The organism is Rhodopseudomonas sp. RCAM05734, from assembly GCF_052658035.1.
Genome location: NZ_CP199742.1, coordinates 5,484,240 through 5,497,686 on the forward strand (window position 1 = coordinate 5,484,240; position 13,447 = coordinate 5,497,686).

Below are 13,447 nucleotides of genomic sequence, written 5' to 3' on the forward strand. Positions count from 1 at the left end.
AAAACTTCACATCGTCAGCGCCACCCGTCCGATCGCCTTGCGGTCCATCAGGAGCCGCATCGCCGGTGCAACGTCTTGCAGCGGCAAGCGATGCGAGACGTGGGGACGGACGCGCCCCTCCTCCGCCCATTGCAGCAGCGCCGCGATCCGTGCCGTGCCCAGCGCCGGATCGCGCCGCGCCGCCTCGCCGGCGCGGACGCCGAGCACACTGGCGCCCTTGATCAGCACAAGGTTGGTTTTCGCCACGCCGACGCCGCCGGTAAAGCCGACCACCAGCAGCCGCGCACCGAAGGCGATGCAGCGCAGGCTCTGCTCGAACACCTCGCCGCCGACGGGGTCAAACACCACGTCGACGCCGCGGCCGTCGGTGATGCGCTTGACCACCTCGCGAAACGGCTCGGCGCCATACAGCACGCCGTGATCGGCGCCACGGGCGCGGGCCGCGGCGAGCTTTTGCTCTGACGATGCCGCGGCAATCACCGTGGCACCGAGCAGCTTGCCGATCTCCACTGTGGCGAGACCGACGCCGCCGCCGGCGCCGTGCACCAGCAGCACTTCGCCGGGTCTGATTTGCGCGCGGTCGACCAGCGCGTGATGCGCGGTGCCATGGGCGGCGAGAAATGTCGCGCCCTCGGCGTAGTCGAAGGTCGACGGCAACGGGGTCGGCTGCGCCGGCGCGACCATCGCCTCCTCCGCATAGCCGCCATGGCGTAGCTTCGCGATCACGCGATCGCCCACCATGACGCCCCCGACATCGCCCGCGATCTCGACGACGTCACCGGCGGCCTCCATGCCCGGGGTGAACGGCAACTCCGGCTTCAGCTGATAGTCGCCGGCGACCATCAGGATGTCAGGAAAATTGATCCCGGCGGCGCGGATGGCGACACGGACCTGTCCCGCTGCCAGCGGCGCTGAGGCGAAGCTCTCCAGTCGCAGCGTTTCCGGCGGCCCGAGCGTGCGGCAAACGATCTTGTTCGGCATCAGGCCGCGCTATCGACGGTCTCGGCGCGGCGGCGCTGCAAGGCTTCGCGGATCAGCGGCAGGCGGTCGTTGCCGAAGTACATGTCGGTCTTGTCGAGATAGATGGTCGGCGAACCGAAGCCGCCGCGGGCAATGACCTCGTCGGTGTTGGCCTTGAGTTGGTCCTTGATTGCCGGATCGGCGATACCCTGGAAGAAGGCTTCGGACTCGATGCCAACGCGATCGCAGATCCCCGAAAGCACGGCATCCTGCGAAATATCGAGATCGTCGCCCCAATAGGCCTCGAAAACCGCACGCGCAAACGGCAGCATGTCCTGCGATGCATTGCGGCCAATCCAGAGGCAGCCGCGCATCGCCTTCACGCTGTTCACCGGGAACACCCGCGGCGGCATTTTGATCGCCAGCTCCGCGGAGCGTGCCCAGTCGGCCAGATCCTTCTTCATGTAGCGGGCCTTCGCCGGCACCGGCGTCTCGCGCGAGGCATAGACACTGGGATTGATCGAATTGAAAATGCCGCCGACCAGGATCGGCCGCCACGCGATCTCGGCGTCAAACTCCTTCGCCAACGGTTGGATGTTGTGGAAAGCGAGATAGGTCCAGGGGCTGGAGCAGTCGAAGAAGAATTCGATCATGGGGTTTCCTCACTCTCGGTTATCGTCACGGCGTGTCCACTGCATTCTGGTGTCATCACCCGCGAAAGCGGGTGATCCAGTAGACACCGGCCTTGACGCTCTATCACTGGCGCCGGTGTGTACTGGGGCGCCCGGTGCCGGCGCGCAATTGCGCGCCAGGCCGGGCGATGACAGCCGTGTGTGCTGAAAGGTTGCGCATCACTATTGTTGCTGCGCATGCGCCGGCGCATCGACGCCGAACATGATTTTTCGCGCCTGCTCGTCCATCGGCTTCTTCTCCTGCTTGCCCACCGCGAGTCCGGCCTGTACCTGGGGCCGCGCCCGCAGCAGCGCGTACCAGCGCTTCACATTCGGAAAATCGTCCAGCGTCAGGCCCTGCGCCTTGTGGGTCATGATCCACGGAAAACATGCCATGTCGGCGATGGAATAGTCGCCGGCGATATAATCCCGGCCGTCGCCGAGATGGACGTCGAGCACGCCGTACAGCCGCTTCGCCTCGCGCGTGTAGCGATCCATGGCATAGGGAATCTTCTCGGGCGCGTAGAGCAGGAAATGCCCGTTCTGGCCGAGCATCGGGCCGAGGCCGCCCATCTGCCACATCAGCCATTGCAGCACCTCGAACCGCGGCCGCATGGCGGTGGGCAGGAAGCGGCCGGCTTTCTCGGCGAGATAGATCAGGATGGCGCCGCTCTCGAAGATCGCGACTTCCTCGCCGCCGTCGGCCGGCGCGTGGTCCACAATTGCCGGCATCCGGCCGTTGGGGCTGAGCTTGAGAAACTCCGGCTTCAACTGGTCGCCGCGTCCGAGCTGCATGGGGATTACCGTGTAAGGCAATCCGCACTCCTCCAGCATGATCGAGATTTTCCAGCCATTCGGCGTTGGCGCGTAATGCAGGTCGATCATGGCTTCCTCGTCTGTTTTTCCATGATCCTAGTCCCGCATCGGCGCCTCGCCAATAGCTATACGCGTCGCCGCGAACGTGGCAGATAGACGCCCACAATCAGAAGCCATGAGGATGCCCATGCTGTTCCCGACCACCATTGCCGGCTCGCTGCCGAAGCCCGAATGGCTCGCCGAGCCCAACAAGTTGTGGCCGACCTGGCGGTCATCGGGCGAGGAGTTGCGGCGCGCCAAGCGCGACGCCACGCTGCTGGCGGTCAAGGTCCAGGAAGACGCCGGCATCGATATCGTCACCGAAGGCGAACAGGCGCGGCAGCATTTCGTGCACGGCTTCCTGGAGAAGGTCGACGGCATCGATTTTGCCAACAAGGTCGAGATAGGCATTCGCAAGGACCGCTACAAAGCCATGGTGCCGCAGGTGATAGCGCCGCTGCAGCTGAAAGGCCGGGTCCACGCCTTCGAGGCGCAGGCCGCGCGTGGCCACACGAAGAACAAACTGAAGTTCACCCTGCCCGGCCCGATGACCATCATCGACACCCTGTCGGACAGTTTCTACGGCGACCGGGTCAAGATGGCCTTTGCCTTTGCCGAATTGCTGAACGAGGAAGCCCTCGCGCTGCAGGCCGATGGCGTCGACATGATCCAGTTCGACGAGCCCGCCTTCAACGTGTTCATGGACGAGGCCGCCGACTGGGGCGTCAAGGCGCTGGAGCGCGCAGCGCAGGGCCTGACCTGCCAGACGGCAGTGCACATCTGCTACGGCTACGGCATCAAGGCCAACACCGACTGGAAGGACACGCTGGGCAGCGAGTGGCGGCAGTACGAACAGATCTTCCCGGCGATCGATGCCAGCCCGATCCAGCAGGTCGCCATCGAATGCCGCAATTCGCGCGTGCCGCTGGAGCTGCTGTCGCTGTTGAAGGGCAAGATTGTGCAGGCCGGCGTGATCGACGTCGCCAGCGACACGGTCGAGACGCCGGAAGACGTGGTGGCCACCATCGAGGCCGTCATGAAGCACGTGCCGAAGGCCAATATCGTCGCCACGACCAATTGCGGCATGGCCCCGATGCATCGGGATATCGCGGAGGCCAAGCTGCAGGCGCTGGGTGCCGGCGCACGGCTGGCAAGAGAGCGGCTGGCGTAAAGCCCACTCCGTCATCGTCATCCTGAGGTGCTCGCCCTCAGGCGGAGCGCTTGCTCCGCCGCCAAGGGCGAGCCTCGAAGGATGCGGCGGCGAGCGACTGCACCTGCGGCCATCCTTCGAGGCGCGCAAGAGCGCGAACCTCAGGATGACGGCAGTGGGTGTTGCAGCGCTGTTGAATGGAGAACGGGGCGGTAGCCCGCGCGCAGTGCCCGTATTGTCGATGGCGGCGTAAGGAGCAGTGCGTCACGCAGCCCGCGATCGGCTTCGCGATATCCGCCAAAACTCCAAAACAGCGGCCTGCCCCGCGCAATCAGATAGCTTTCGCCATCCGCAGCGACCATCGCGCCATCGGGCAATTCATCGATCGCGCAAGTCAGCGCATGCAGCCGCTTCGCGCGTTTGTTCAACCGCTCGGCATGGAGCACGGCATCCATCTCCGTCGCCCGCGCCCGCGCGAGGCCGTTGCCCTCTTCCCACGCGGCGCGAAACGCATTGGCGTCACCGCGACGGCAGTAGAAGCACGGCCGATGTCCGGCCGCGAGCGCGGTGGCCTCGTCGAGGAAGAACAGCTCGGTCCAGCTTCGCCTCGCCATCACCTCACGGCGTCGGCCGCGGAAATTGCAGACGCAGGTGATCCACGCCGGATTGCTCCAGCGTCTGTTCAGCAGCGTCTTTGTCAAGGGATCGTGGATGATGCCGCGGTTGCCGGTGAAGGTGCCACGCTCCGGCGTGGCGATGATGTCGCCGAACGGGGTGACGCGGTTCTGCAGCGGCATGATTAGCATTCCCCGGCATCGACACTCTGCCTGTCATCGCCCGGACTGGCGCGCAATTGCACGCCTGGACCGGGTGATCCGTATACGCCGGCCTGCGTTTACGGGATCACCCGCTTACGCGGGTGACGACAGTCGGAGTGTAAGGGCACGCGACGACGGTCGAAAGATCAGTGCGTCAAGCCGCCCCATCCCGCATCGGCGGCTGGAACGACAGGCCGAGATCCCAGGGAAAGAAAATCCAGGTGTCCTGCGACACTTCGGTGATGAACGTATCCACCAGCGGCCGGCCCATCGGCTTGGCGTAGACGGTGGCGAAATGCGCGTCGGGCAGCATGTCGCGCACCATGCGCGCGGTCTTGCCGGTGTCGACGAGGTCGTCGATGATCAGGATGCCCTTGCCGGTGCCGCCGCCGAGCTTGGCGGCATCTTCCGAAACGCCCTTCAGCAACTGCAAGTCGCCGCGCTTGTTATGGTCGTAGCTGGCGATGCAAACCGTATCGATCACGCGCACGCCGAGTTCGCGCGCCACGATGGCCGCCGGCACCAGGCCGCCGCGGGTGATGGCGATGATGGCGTGAAACGGGCCGACGCTGTTGAGGCGCCAGGTCAAAGCGCGGCAATCACGATGAAACTGGTCCCACGACACCGGAAACGCCTTGCCGGCGCGTTCCTGCGCGCTCATCTCCGGATGTTCTGCCATCATGATCTCCTGAAGTTCAGACGTGGTCGCCGCACGGCGCCCTCGTGGCATATCGTCTACGTGAGCGTCTATTTGGCTGTTCCGAGCCCGGCCAGCATCTCTTTCACCGCCGCCATCGCCGCCGCCAGCTTCTCGGGGTCGCGCGAACGGACCACCAGATTGGTGTTGGGCTTCTGGTTATCGTCGAGGAACGGATAGCTGCCGATCATCACGTCCGGGTGGGCCTCGGCGACCGCGCGCAGGGGGCCGCCGACGTCGCCTTCGCGGGCATTGGCGCGGACAGTGTCGGACAGCATCCGCTCGCCCGACTTCAGCTTCGGCGCCACGATGTCCATCATCGCCTGCATGATCGACGGCACTCCGGCCATCACGATGACATTGCCGATCTTGAAGCCGGGCGCCAGGATCGTGGCGCTCTGTATCAGGTCGGCGCCGTCCGGGATCCGCGCCATCCGCAGCCGGGCCTCGTTGAGGTCCGCGCCGAACCGTTCCTTGAACCGGGCGACCACTTCCGGGTGATGGTCGATGGCCACCCCGAACGCCTTCGCAACTGCGTCGGCGGTGATGTCGTCGTGGGTCGGCCCGATTCCGCCGGTGGTAAAGACGTAGTTATAACGATGACGCAGGGCGTCGAGCGCCGCGATGATGTCTGGCTCGTCGTCGGCGACGACGCGGACCTCCTTGAGGTCGATGCCGATATTGGTGAGGTAATCGGCGATGAAGCCGATATTCTTGTCCTTGGTGCGTCCGGACAGGATCTCGTCGCCGATGACCAGGATCCCCGCAGTGACGATATCGCTCATCAATCTCTTCCTCGCCGTTCCACCGGTCACTCCGGGGGACCAATACCCTTGCGCATACAATGGCTTGAAGTCACGGTGTTTTGCTGCCGAAACAAGCAGTGTCCCGCCGTTTTTTCAGGCAGCACAGACCCCACCTCATACCAATTGCCGTTGTTGAATGCATATCGTGCTGGCCCGGGCCTTGCTACCATCCCGTTCAGTCGTGCACTGTCCCGCACGACCTCGAAAAGCAGTCAGGATTCATGGCAATTGCGTTCGACGAAATGAATGGGCCCCACGGCGATCTTCGCCCGGCCTATGAAGAGCTCTCCCGCTGGCTCAAGGAGACGCCACCCGACGCATTGGAGTATCGCCGCCAGGAGGCGGAGTTGCTGTTCCGCCGCATCGGCATCACCTTCGCGGTCTACGGCGATTCGGAGTCCACCGAGCGCCTGATCCCGTTCGATGTGATCCCGCGGATCATCTCCGGCAAGGAGTGGACGCTGCTGGAAAAAGGCCTGAAGCAGCGGGTCCGCGCGATCAACATGTTCTTGCGCGACATTTATCATGGCCGCGACATCCTGCGCGCCGGATTGATCCCGGATGACCTGATCTTCCAGAACCCGGTGTTCCGGCCAGAGATGAACGGCCAGGACGTGCCCCACGACGTCTACGTCCATATCGCCGGCATCGACATCGTCCGCACCAATCCCGACGAGTTCATCGTGCTGGAGGACAATGCGCGGACGCCGTCCGGCGTGTCCTACATGCTGGAAAACCGCGAAATCATGATGCGGCTGTTTCCCGACCTGTTCGCGCGGCATCGCGTCGCGCCGGTGGAGAAATATCCCGACGAGCTGCTGTCCTGCCTGCGTTCGGTGGCACCGCTCAGTGCGGTGGCCGAGCCCACCGTCGCGCTGATGACGCCAGGTGTCTACAACTCCGCCTACTACGAGCACTCGTTCCTGGCCGACAAGCTCGGCGTCGAACTGGTGGAAGGCCGCGACCTCATCGTCAAGAACGACGAGGTGTTCATGCGCACCACCGAGGGCCTGAAACGAGTCGACGTCATCTACCGCCGCGTCGACGACGACTACCTCGATCCCCTCACCTTCCGCCCGGACTCCGCGCTCGGCGTGCCCGGCCTGATGTCGGCCTACATGGCCGGCAATGTCACGCTGGCCAACGCGGTGGGAACGGGGATCGCCGACGACAAGGCGGTCTACACCTACATGCCGGAGATCGTGAAATTCTATCTCGGCGAAGAACCGATCCTGAAGAACGTCCCGACCTGGCGCTGCCGCGAGCCGGCGGCGCTGGCCTATGTGCTCGACCATCTCAGCGAGCTAGTGGTCAAGGAAGTGCACGGCTCCGGCGGCTACGGCATGCTGATCGGCCCGGCCTCGAGCAAGGCGACCATCGAAGCGTTCCGCGACAAGCTCAAGCGCGAGCCGGAAGGTTTTATTGCTCAGCCGACACTGGCGCTGTCGACCTGCCCGACCTGCGTCGCCTCCGGCCTCGCCCCGCGCCACGTCGACCTGCGGCCGTTCGTCCTGACCGGCCGCAAGAACGTCACCATCGTGCCGGGCGGTCTGACCCGTGTGGCGCTGAAGGAAGGCTCCTTGGTGGTCAATTCGAGCCAGGGCGGCGGCACCAAGGACACGTGGATTTTGGAATGAGCGACGCGGCGTTGACTACTCTCGTGTCCCGGGCGCAATGCAGCGCAAGCGAAGCGCAGCGATGCGTTGCAGAACCGGGACCGTCACAAGCACCATTCTATCGGGCGGTCCCGGTTCTGCGCAGCGGCATAGAGAATGCCGCAGCGCGCCCGGGACACGATATCATCGGGTAACATTCATGCTTTCGCGCACCGCTGAAAATCTCTACTGGCTGGCCCGCTACGTCGAACGCGCCGAATACCTGGCGCGCACGATCGAGGCGACATTGCGCGTCACCGCGCTGCCCAATGCCTACGTCGGTCAGACCAACGAATGGGACTCGGCGCTGCTGACCGCCGGCGTGTCCGCCGCGTTCTACGAGATCTACGAGGAAGCCGACGAGAAGAACGTCGTCGAGTACCTGTCGTTCTCGACCGCCAATCCATCCTCGATCCGCAACTGCATCGAGAATGCACGCCTCAACTCGCGCTCGGTACGCACCGCGCTGACCGGCGAGATGTGGGACACCATCAACTCGGCCTGGATCGAACTGCAGGAAGTCTGGAGCGGCGGCGCCAAGACCCGCGAGCGAGCTGGCGCGCTTCCTGCGCTTCGTGCAGGAGACCTCGCTGCGCTTCGATGGCTCGGCCTACCGCACCATGCTGCGCAACGACGCCTACTGGTTCTCACGGCTCGGATTGCATCTGGAGCGCGCCGACAACACCGCGCGCATCCTCGACGTCAAATATCACCTGCTCCTGCCCGAGGAGGAGCATGTCGGCGGCCCGCTGGATTACTATCAGTGGACCTCGATCCTGCGCTCGGTCTCGGCGCTCACCGCCTATCACTGGGTCTATCGCGAAACGCTGAAGCCGTGGCTGATTGCCGACCTCCTGATCCTCAACGACACGCTGCCGCGGTCGCTGGCCAGTTGCTACGGCAACCTCGTCCGCAATCTCGACCAGATCGGCGTGTCCTATGGCCGCCAGGGCGCCGCCCAGCGCCATGCGCGCGGCGTCCGCAACCGGCTCGAACACAGCAACATGGATGATATCTTCCAGCACGGGTTGCATGAATTCATCCAGGAGTTCATTGCGGACAACAGCCGGCTCGGCGAAATCATCGCCAAGCAATACCTGATCTAGGCTAGTTTTCGTCGCTCAAGCCCGATTCGGAATTCTGTCATGCGCCTGCGAATTGCCCATACGACGACCTATCGCTATGAGCCGCCGGCCTCCGGCGTGATCCAGATCCTGCGCATGACGCCGGGCAGCCACGACGGCCAGTATGTCGCCGAATGGCAGATCGACGTCTCCACCGATTCGCGGCTCGACCTGCATGAGGACGCCTACGGCAACGTCACCCACGTGCTGACCCACGGGCCGATCTCCGACCTCACCATCAATGTCGAGGGCCTCGTTGAAACCCAGGACACCGGCGGCGTGCTGAAAGGCACCGACGAACGATTCCCGCCGAGCTTCTTCCTGCGCTCGACCGATCTGACCGAGACCAACACGGCGATGGCGGCGTTCGCCCGCGAGCTGCGCACCGAAACCGACAACGACGTGCTGAGTTTCCTGCATGCGCTGATGATGCAGATCAACGAGCACATGACCTTCGACGGCGACCCGACCAATACCGGGACCTCGGCCATCGAGGCCTTCGCCGGCAAGCGCGGCGTGTGCCAGGACTACGCCCACATCTTCATTGCCTGCGCCCGTTCGGGCGGGGTGCCGGCCCGTTTCATCGCCGGCCATTTCTTGCGCGGCGACGGCATGGTGGACCAGCAGGCCGGCCATGCATGGGCCGAGGCCTATGTACCGAATCTCGGCTGGGTCGGCTTCGATCCCGCCAACGCCATCTGCACCACCGACGCCCATGCTCGCGTCGCCATCGGGCTGGATTATCTCGGCGCCGCGCCGGTGCGCGGCACCCGCTATGGCGGCGGCATGGAAACCCTGTCGGTTTCGGTGAAGGTCGACCAGGCCGGACGACAGGGACAGTGGCAGAGCCAGTCCTGATACGATCGTTCCCCTGACGGTTGATCGATGCCTGGGCGCCGCCGCCGGGAGACGCGACCGTCGAATGAAAGGCGCGGCCAAGCGCCGTCAAAAGCGAGGAAACATGCAGAAGACGGCAAGCTGCCTTGCAGCGCTATTGATGTCGTTCACAGCCGTCGGGGCCGATGCGCAATCCGGACCCAGGCGTGACGAGTTCTTCTGGCTGGGCGAGATCAACAAGGCCAGCGCCGTCATCAATACCGACGAGGGCCTGCTGGATCGCGCGGTGGCGCCGCGTATCGCGGCCGGATTGCGCACGGTGCTGCAGGCCGGCGAGCAGCCAGGCGGCAAGCGGCCCACCCTGGTCATCACCTTCGAGCCACTGCTGATCGAGGCTGCCGGCGTCGAGGCCACGCTGCTGCATGCCGGCCGCTCCAGCCAGGACATGCTGGCCACTGTGCGCGCCGCCATCATCCGCGACGAGGTACTGACCCTGGCCGAGCAGCTGCGCAAGACGACCGCCACCATGGTGGCACTCGCCGAAAAACATGCCGGCACCATCGTCCCCAATTACACCAACGGCGTCGCGGCCCAGCCCAACAGCTACGGGCACTATCTGCTCGGCCATGTGCGGGCCTGCAGCGCGATGCCGAGCGGCTGCGCCAGTTCTACGCCCGGCTCGACCGTTCGCCGATGGGCACCACCGTGCTGAACGGCACGAGCTGGCCGCTCAACCGCCCCCGCATGGCCAATTACCTCGGTTTTGCCGCGACCGTGGACAATGCCTATGACGCCGCGCAGATCTCCGCCACCGAAATCCCGGTCGAGCTCGGCGCGGTGACCACCGCGATCGCCCTCCATGCCGGCGCCTACATTCAGGACGTCATGGTGCAATACGCCCAGCCGCGCCCCTGGATCCTGCTTCAGGAAGGCGGCGGCAACACCTATGTCTCCAGCGCCATGCCGCAGAAGCGCAATCCCGGGCTGCTCAACGACGTGCGCGGGCAGGCCTCCAACGTCGTATCGCTGGGGATCGGTCGCGCCATCCAGGCGCATAACATTCCGCCGGGCATGAACGATGCCAAGAACGTCGGCGACAATGCCGCGGTGGTCGGCGGCGCCACGCGCGTGCTGGCCGGTTGGGACCGCATCCTCGGCGCGCTGGTGGTCAATCCGGAACGTGCGCTGGAAGAATTAAACAGCGACTGGACCGCATCCCAGGAAGTGGCCGATGTGCTGATGCGGCAATACAAGCTGCCGTTCCGCGTCGGGCATCATTTCGCCTCGGAGGTCGTCGATTACGGCAAGGCGCACGATATCCGGCCGAGCGATTTCCCCTATCAGGAGGCCCGGCAGATCTTTGCCACGACGCTGACAGAGATGAAGGTGGCCGGCGGCGAACTGCCTATGAGCGAGGCTGAGTTCCGCGCGGCGCTGGACCCGGTGGCGATCATCCGCCATCGCGCGACCGCCGGTGGGCCGCAGCCCGCCGAGATGGCGCGGATGGTGGCCGAAGCGAAGCAGTCGCTGGCCGAGCAGGATCAGTGGATCAAGGCAAGGCGGCAGCGCATCGACGGCGCGCTGGCCGGGCTGGATCGGGATTTCGCGCGGCTCGGGGCGCCGTAAAGCGGACGGAAGCCAGCATTCCGGGGGTTTTACGCGCCGTCTGAATGACCTATCAGTGTTCTGTCGACCCTCTGGTCGGGCAAGGACCTTCGATGACCTATTGTTGCGGAATTCTGGTGCGGGACGGCCTGGTGATGATCGCGGACACGCGCACCAATGCGGGGCTCGACAACGTCTCGACCTTCCGCAAGCTGCACATCTTCAACCAGCCCGGCGATCGCGTCATGGCGGTGGCCTCCGCCGGCAATCTGGCGATCAGCCAGTCGGTGCTGTCGACCCTGAGCGAGGGCATCGACAACCCGACCACCGGCGAGCGCGAGACCCTGGTCAACGCACCGACCATGTTCCAGGCCGCACAGCGCATCGGCCGCGCCATCCGCCACGTTAACGCCACCGAAGGTGAGGCGCTGGAATCCGAGGACATCAACTTCAACGTCTCGTTCCTGCTCGGCGGCCAGATCAAGGGCGGCAAGATGCGGCTGTTCATGATCTATCCGGCCGGCAACTTCATCGAGTGCACCACCGACACGCCGTATCTGCAGATCGGCGAGCACAAATACGGCAAGCCGGTGCTCGATCGCGCCATGCATTACGAGGTCGAGCTCTATGAGGCGCTGAAGACCGGCCTGATCTCGATGGATTCGACCATGCGCTCGAATCTCGGCGTCGGCCTGCCGATCGACGTTCTGGTGGTGCGCACCGATGTCTGCGATGCCGACCTCAACCACCGCATCGAGGCCGGCGAGCCCTATTTCCACGACCTGCGCTCGCGCTGGTCGGCGGCGCTGCGCCAGGCCCACCACAATATCCCACGGCCGCCTTACAAGAACGAGACGTGAGCCGGAGCGAACCGATGCCGCCGGGTCTGCTGCAATGGCGCCCGATGACCGCAACGGACCTGCCCGCGGTGAAGGCGCTCGCCGACCTCGTTCACGTCGCCTACCCCGAAGACGAAACCGTGTTCGCCGATCGGCTGACGCACCATCCCGCCGGTTGCTTCGTGCTGCAAGGCGCAGACGCCCCGGTCGGCTATGTCATCAGCCATCCCTGGCAATTCGCACGGCCGCCCCGGCTCAACACCCGCCTCGACAGGCCGGCGCTGCCGCCGTCGACCTATTACATCCACGATCTGGCGCTGCTGCCGGCGGCGCGCGGGTCGGGCGCCGCCGCGGCCATCGTCGATGTTCTGGCGGCCCACGCGGCCGACCTGCGGCTGCCGAACATCACCCTTGTTGCGGTCGGCAATTCAGTACATTTTTGGCGCCGGCAGGGGTTCGACACCGTGATCGTCGACCCCGACCTCGACCGGCAATTGCGAAGCTACGACGAACACGCCTGCTTCATGAGCCGTAAACGACCATAAGAACAACAGGGAAGAAACTGATGACCACCAGGATTGCACTCGTCACCGGCGCCGGCACAGGCGTGGGCCGCGCCGCCTCAATGGCACTGATGAAGGCCGGCTTCACCGTGGTGCTCGCCGGCCGCCGGCTGGAGATGCTGCAGGAAACCCAGAAGCTCGGCGAAGCCGAAGGCGGCAAGAGCCTGCCCGTCTCCGCCGACATGGCCGACCCCGCCTCGATCGCCGCACTGTTCGCCAAAACCATGGACACCTATGGCCGGCTCGACGTGCTGTTCAACAATGCCGGCATGGGCGCGCCGCCGCTGCCGTTCGAGGATCTCGGCCTTGAGCAGTGGCAGGCGGTGGTGAACACCAACCTGACCGCGCCGTTCCTGTGCACCCAGCACGCCTTCCGCATCATGAAAGACCAGACCCCGCGCGGCGGCCGCATTATCAACAACGGCTCGATCTCGGCGCATGCGCCGCGGCCGTTCTCCGCCGCCTACACCTCGACCAAGCACGCCATCACCGGCCTGACCAAAGCCAGCAACCTCGACGGCCGCGCCTATGACATCGCGGTCGGCCAGGTCGACATCGGCAATGCCGCCACGCCGATGACCGACCGCATGGTCAACGGGCCCGGCGTGCTGCAGCCGGACGGCACCTCCAAGCAGGAGCCGCGCATGGACGCCAAGGCCGTCGGCGACGCCGTCGCCTATATGGCCGGCCTGCCGCTCGACGCCAACGTGCTGTTCATGACGGTGATGGCAACGAAGATGCCGTTCGTCGGGCGGGGGTAAACTTCAGGGAGACCGAAAGTCTTTGTCGACACGGCGCGGTGCGCTGCCATCGTGCAGCGACAGTGGTGCACCGCAGAGCCTGAGCCTATTTTCTTCTGGGAGCAGT

The 13,447-nt window shown here is 64.9% G+C and carries 13 protein-coding genes and 2 pseudogenes; 9 read left to right on the top strand and 6 right to left on the bottom strand.

The window, feature by feature from the left end:
* Positions 1–6: 6 nt before the first annotated feature.
* From ACUXVA_RS26150 to ACUXVA_RS26160, 3 genes are all read right to left on the bottom strand, one after another.
* Positions 7–981: an NADPH:quinone oxidoreductase family protein gene (locus ACUXVA_RS26150; protein WP_445489034.1), complete on the bottom strand. Its 975-nt coding sequence runs from the start codon at positions 979–981 to the stop codon at positions 7–9.
* Complete coding sequence (locus tag ACUXVA_RS26155; protein WP_445489036.1) at positions 981–1,613, bottom strand: 2-hydroxychromene-2-carboxylate isomerase; 633 nt, start codon at positions 1,611–1,613, stop codon at positions 981–983. The genes ACUXVA_RS26150 and ACUXVA_RS26155 overlap by 1 nt, the downstream gene beginning before the upstream one ends.
* A 201-nt stretch (positions 1,614–1,814) precedes the next feature.
* Positions 1,815–2,516, bottom strand: coding sequence for a glutathione S-transferase N-terminal domain-containing protein (locus ACUXVA_RS26160; RefSeq protein ID WP_265083001.1), 702 nt, complete (start codon positions 2,514–2,516; stop codon positions 1,815–1,817).
* 118 nt (positions 2,517–2,634) lie between these two features.
* Between ACUXVA_RS26160 and ACUXVA_RS26165 the strand changes: the two genes are divergently transcribed.
* On the top strand, positions 2,635–3,657 hold the full coding sequence (locus ACUXVA_RS26165) for a methionine synthase (RefSeq protein WP_265083644.1): 1,023 nt from the start codon (positions 2,635–2,637) through the stop codon (positions 3,655–3,657).
* A 140-nt stretch (positions 3,658–3,797) separates the two neighbouring features.
* Here ACUXVA_RS26165 and ACUXVA_RS26170 read toward each other — a convergent pair whose 3' ends face one another.
* The 3 genes from ACUXVA_RS26170 to ACUXVA_RS26180 form a co-directional block, all read right to left on the bottom strand.
* Positions 3,798–4,433 carry a hypothetical protein gene (locus ACUXVA_RS26170; protein ID WP_265083000.1) on the bottom strand — a complete coding sequence of 212 codons (636 nt, stop codon included), beginning with the start codon at positions 4,431–4,433 and terminating at the stop codon, positions 3,798–3,800.
* Positions 4,434–4,608: 175 nt separating this feature from the next.
* Positions 4,609–5,136 carry a xanthine phosphoribosyltransferase gene (gene gpt / locus ACUXVA_RS26175; protein ID WP_265082999.1) on the bottom strand — a complete coding sequence of 176 codons (528 nt, stop codon included), beginning with the start codon at positions 5,134–5,136 and terminating at the stop codon, positions 4,609–4,611.
* A gap of 65 nt (positions 5,137–5,201) precedes the next feature.
* A complete protein-coding gene (locus ACUXVA_RS26180) occupies positions 5,202–5,936 on the bottom strand; it encodes a competence/damage-inducible protein A (RefSeq protein ID WP_265082998.1) in 735 nt (244 codons plus the stop codon).
* A 242-nt stretch (positions 5,937–6,178) separates the two neighbouring features.
* Here ACUXVA_RS26180 and ACUXVA_RS26185 point away from each other — a divergent pair, with 242 nt between their 5' ends.
* From ACUXVA_RS26185 to ACUXVA_RS26220, 8 genes and pseudogenes are all read left to right on the top strand, one after another.
* Positions 6,179–7,594, top strand: coding sequence for a circularly permuted type 2 ATP-grasp protein (locus ACUXVA_RS26185; protein ID WP_445489039.1), 1,416 nt, complete (start codon positions 6,179–6,181; stop codon positions 7,592–7,594).
* A gap of 178 nt (positions 7,595–7,772) precedes the next feature.
* Positions 7,773–8,718: pseudogene (locus ACUXVA_RS26190) on the top strand (alpha-E domain-containing protein).
* A gap of 39 nt (positions 8,719–8,757) precedes the next feature.
* Entirely contained in the window at positions 8,758–9,594 is an 837-nt protein-coding gene (locus tag ACUXVA_RS26195) for a transglutaminase family protein (RefSeq protein WP_445489041.1), read from the top strand.
* A gap of 424 nt (positions 9,595–10,018) precedes the next feature.
* Positions 10,019–10,536, top strand: a pseudogene (locus tag ACUXVA_RS26200) (lyase family protein); the annotation flags it as partial.
* Between the two features lie 276 nt (positions 10,537–10,812).
* Positions 10,813–11,199 (top strand): hypothetical protein, encoded by a 387-nt coding sequence (locus tag ACUXVA_RS26205; protein WP_445493357.1) that lies wholly within the window; start codon positions 10,813–10,815, stop codon positions 11,197–11,199.
* A 92-nt stretch (positions 11,200–11,291) separates the two neighbouring features.
* Entirely contained in the window at positions 11,292–12,038 is a 747-nt protein-coding gene (locus tag ACUXVA_RS26210; protein ID WP_265082995.1) for a proteasome-type protease, read from the top strand.
* Positions 12,035–12,562 (top strand): GNAT family N-acetyltransferase, encoded by a 528-nt coding sequence (locus ACUXVA_RS26215; protein ID WP_445489043.1) that lies wholly within the window; start codon positions 12,035–12,037, stop codon positions 12,560–12,562. Before ACUXVA_RS26210 ends, ACUXVA_RS26215 begins: the two co-directional genes overlap by 4 nt.
* 20 nt (positions 12,563–12,582) lie before the next feature.
* On the top strand, positions 12,583–13,341 hold the full coding sequence (locus ACUXVA_RS26220) for an SDR family oxidoreductase (protein WP_265082993.1): 759 nt from the start codon (positions 12,583–12,585) through the stop codon (positions 13,339–13,341).
* The last annotated feature ends 106 nt before the right edge of the window (positions 13,342–13,447 follow it).

Coding starts and splice junctions, on each gene's coding strand:
- ACUXVA_RS26150 (WP_445489034.1), bottom strand. CDS start 981: ATGCCGAACAAGATCGTTTGCCGCACGCTCGGGCCGCCGGAAACGCTG.
- ACUXVA_RS26155 (WP_445489036.1), bottom strand. CDS start 1,613: ATGATCGAATTCTTCTTCGACTGCTCCAGCCCCTGGACCTATCTCGCT.
- ACUXVA_RS26160 (WP_265083001.1), bottom strand. CDS start 2,516: ATGATCGACCTGCATTACGCGCCAACGCCGAATGGCTGGAAAATCTCG.
- ACUXVA_RS26165 (WP_265083644.1), top strand. CDS start 2,635: ATGCTGTTCCCGACCACCATTGCCGGCTCGCTGCCGAAGCCCGAATGG.
- ACUXVA_RS26170 (WP_265083000.1), bottom strand. CDS start 4,433: ATGCCGCTGCAGAACCGCGTCACCCCGTTCGGCGACATCATCGCCACG.
- gpt (WP_265082999.1), bottom strand. CDS start 5,136: ATGATGGCAGAACATCCGGAGATGAGCGCGCAGGAACGCGCCGGCAAG.
- ACUXVA_RS26180 (WP_265082998.1), bottom strand. CDS start 5,936: ATGAGCGATATCGTCACTGCGGGGATCCTGGTCATCGGCGACGAGATC.
- ACUXVA_RS26185 (WP_445489039.1), top strand. CDS start 6,179: ATGGCAATTGCGTTCGACGAAATGAATGGGCCCCACGGCGATCTTCGC.
- ACUXVA_RS26195 (WP_445489041.1), top strand. CDS start 8,758: ATGCGCCTGCGAATTGCCCATACGACGACCTATCGCTATGAGCCGCCG.
- ACUXVA_RS26205 (WP_445493357.1), top strand. CDS start 10,813: ATGCGGCAATACAAGCTGCCGTTCCGCGTCGGGCATCATTTCGCCTCG.
- ACUXVA_RS26210 (WP_265082995.1), top strand. CDS start 11,292: ATGACCTATTGTTGCGGAATTCTGGTGCGGGACGGCCTGGTGATGATC.
- ACUXVA_RS26220 (WP_265082993.1), top strand. CDS start 12,583: ATGACCACCAGGATTGCACTCGTCACCGGCGCCGGCACAGGCGTGGGC.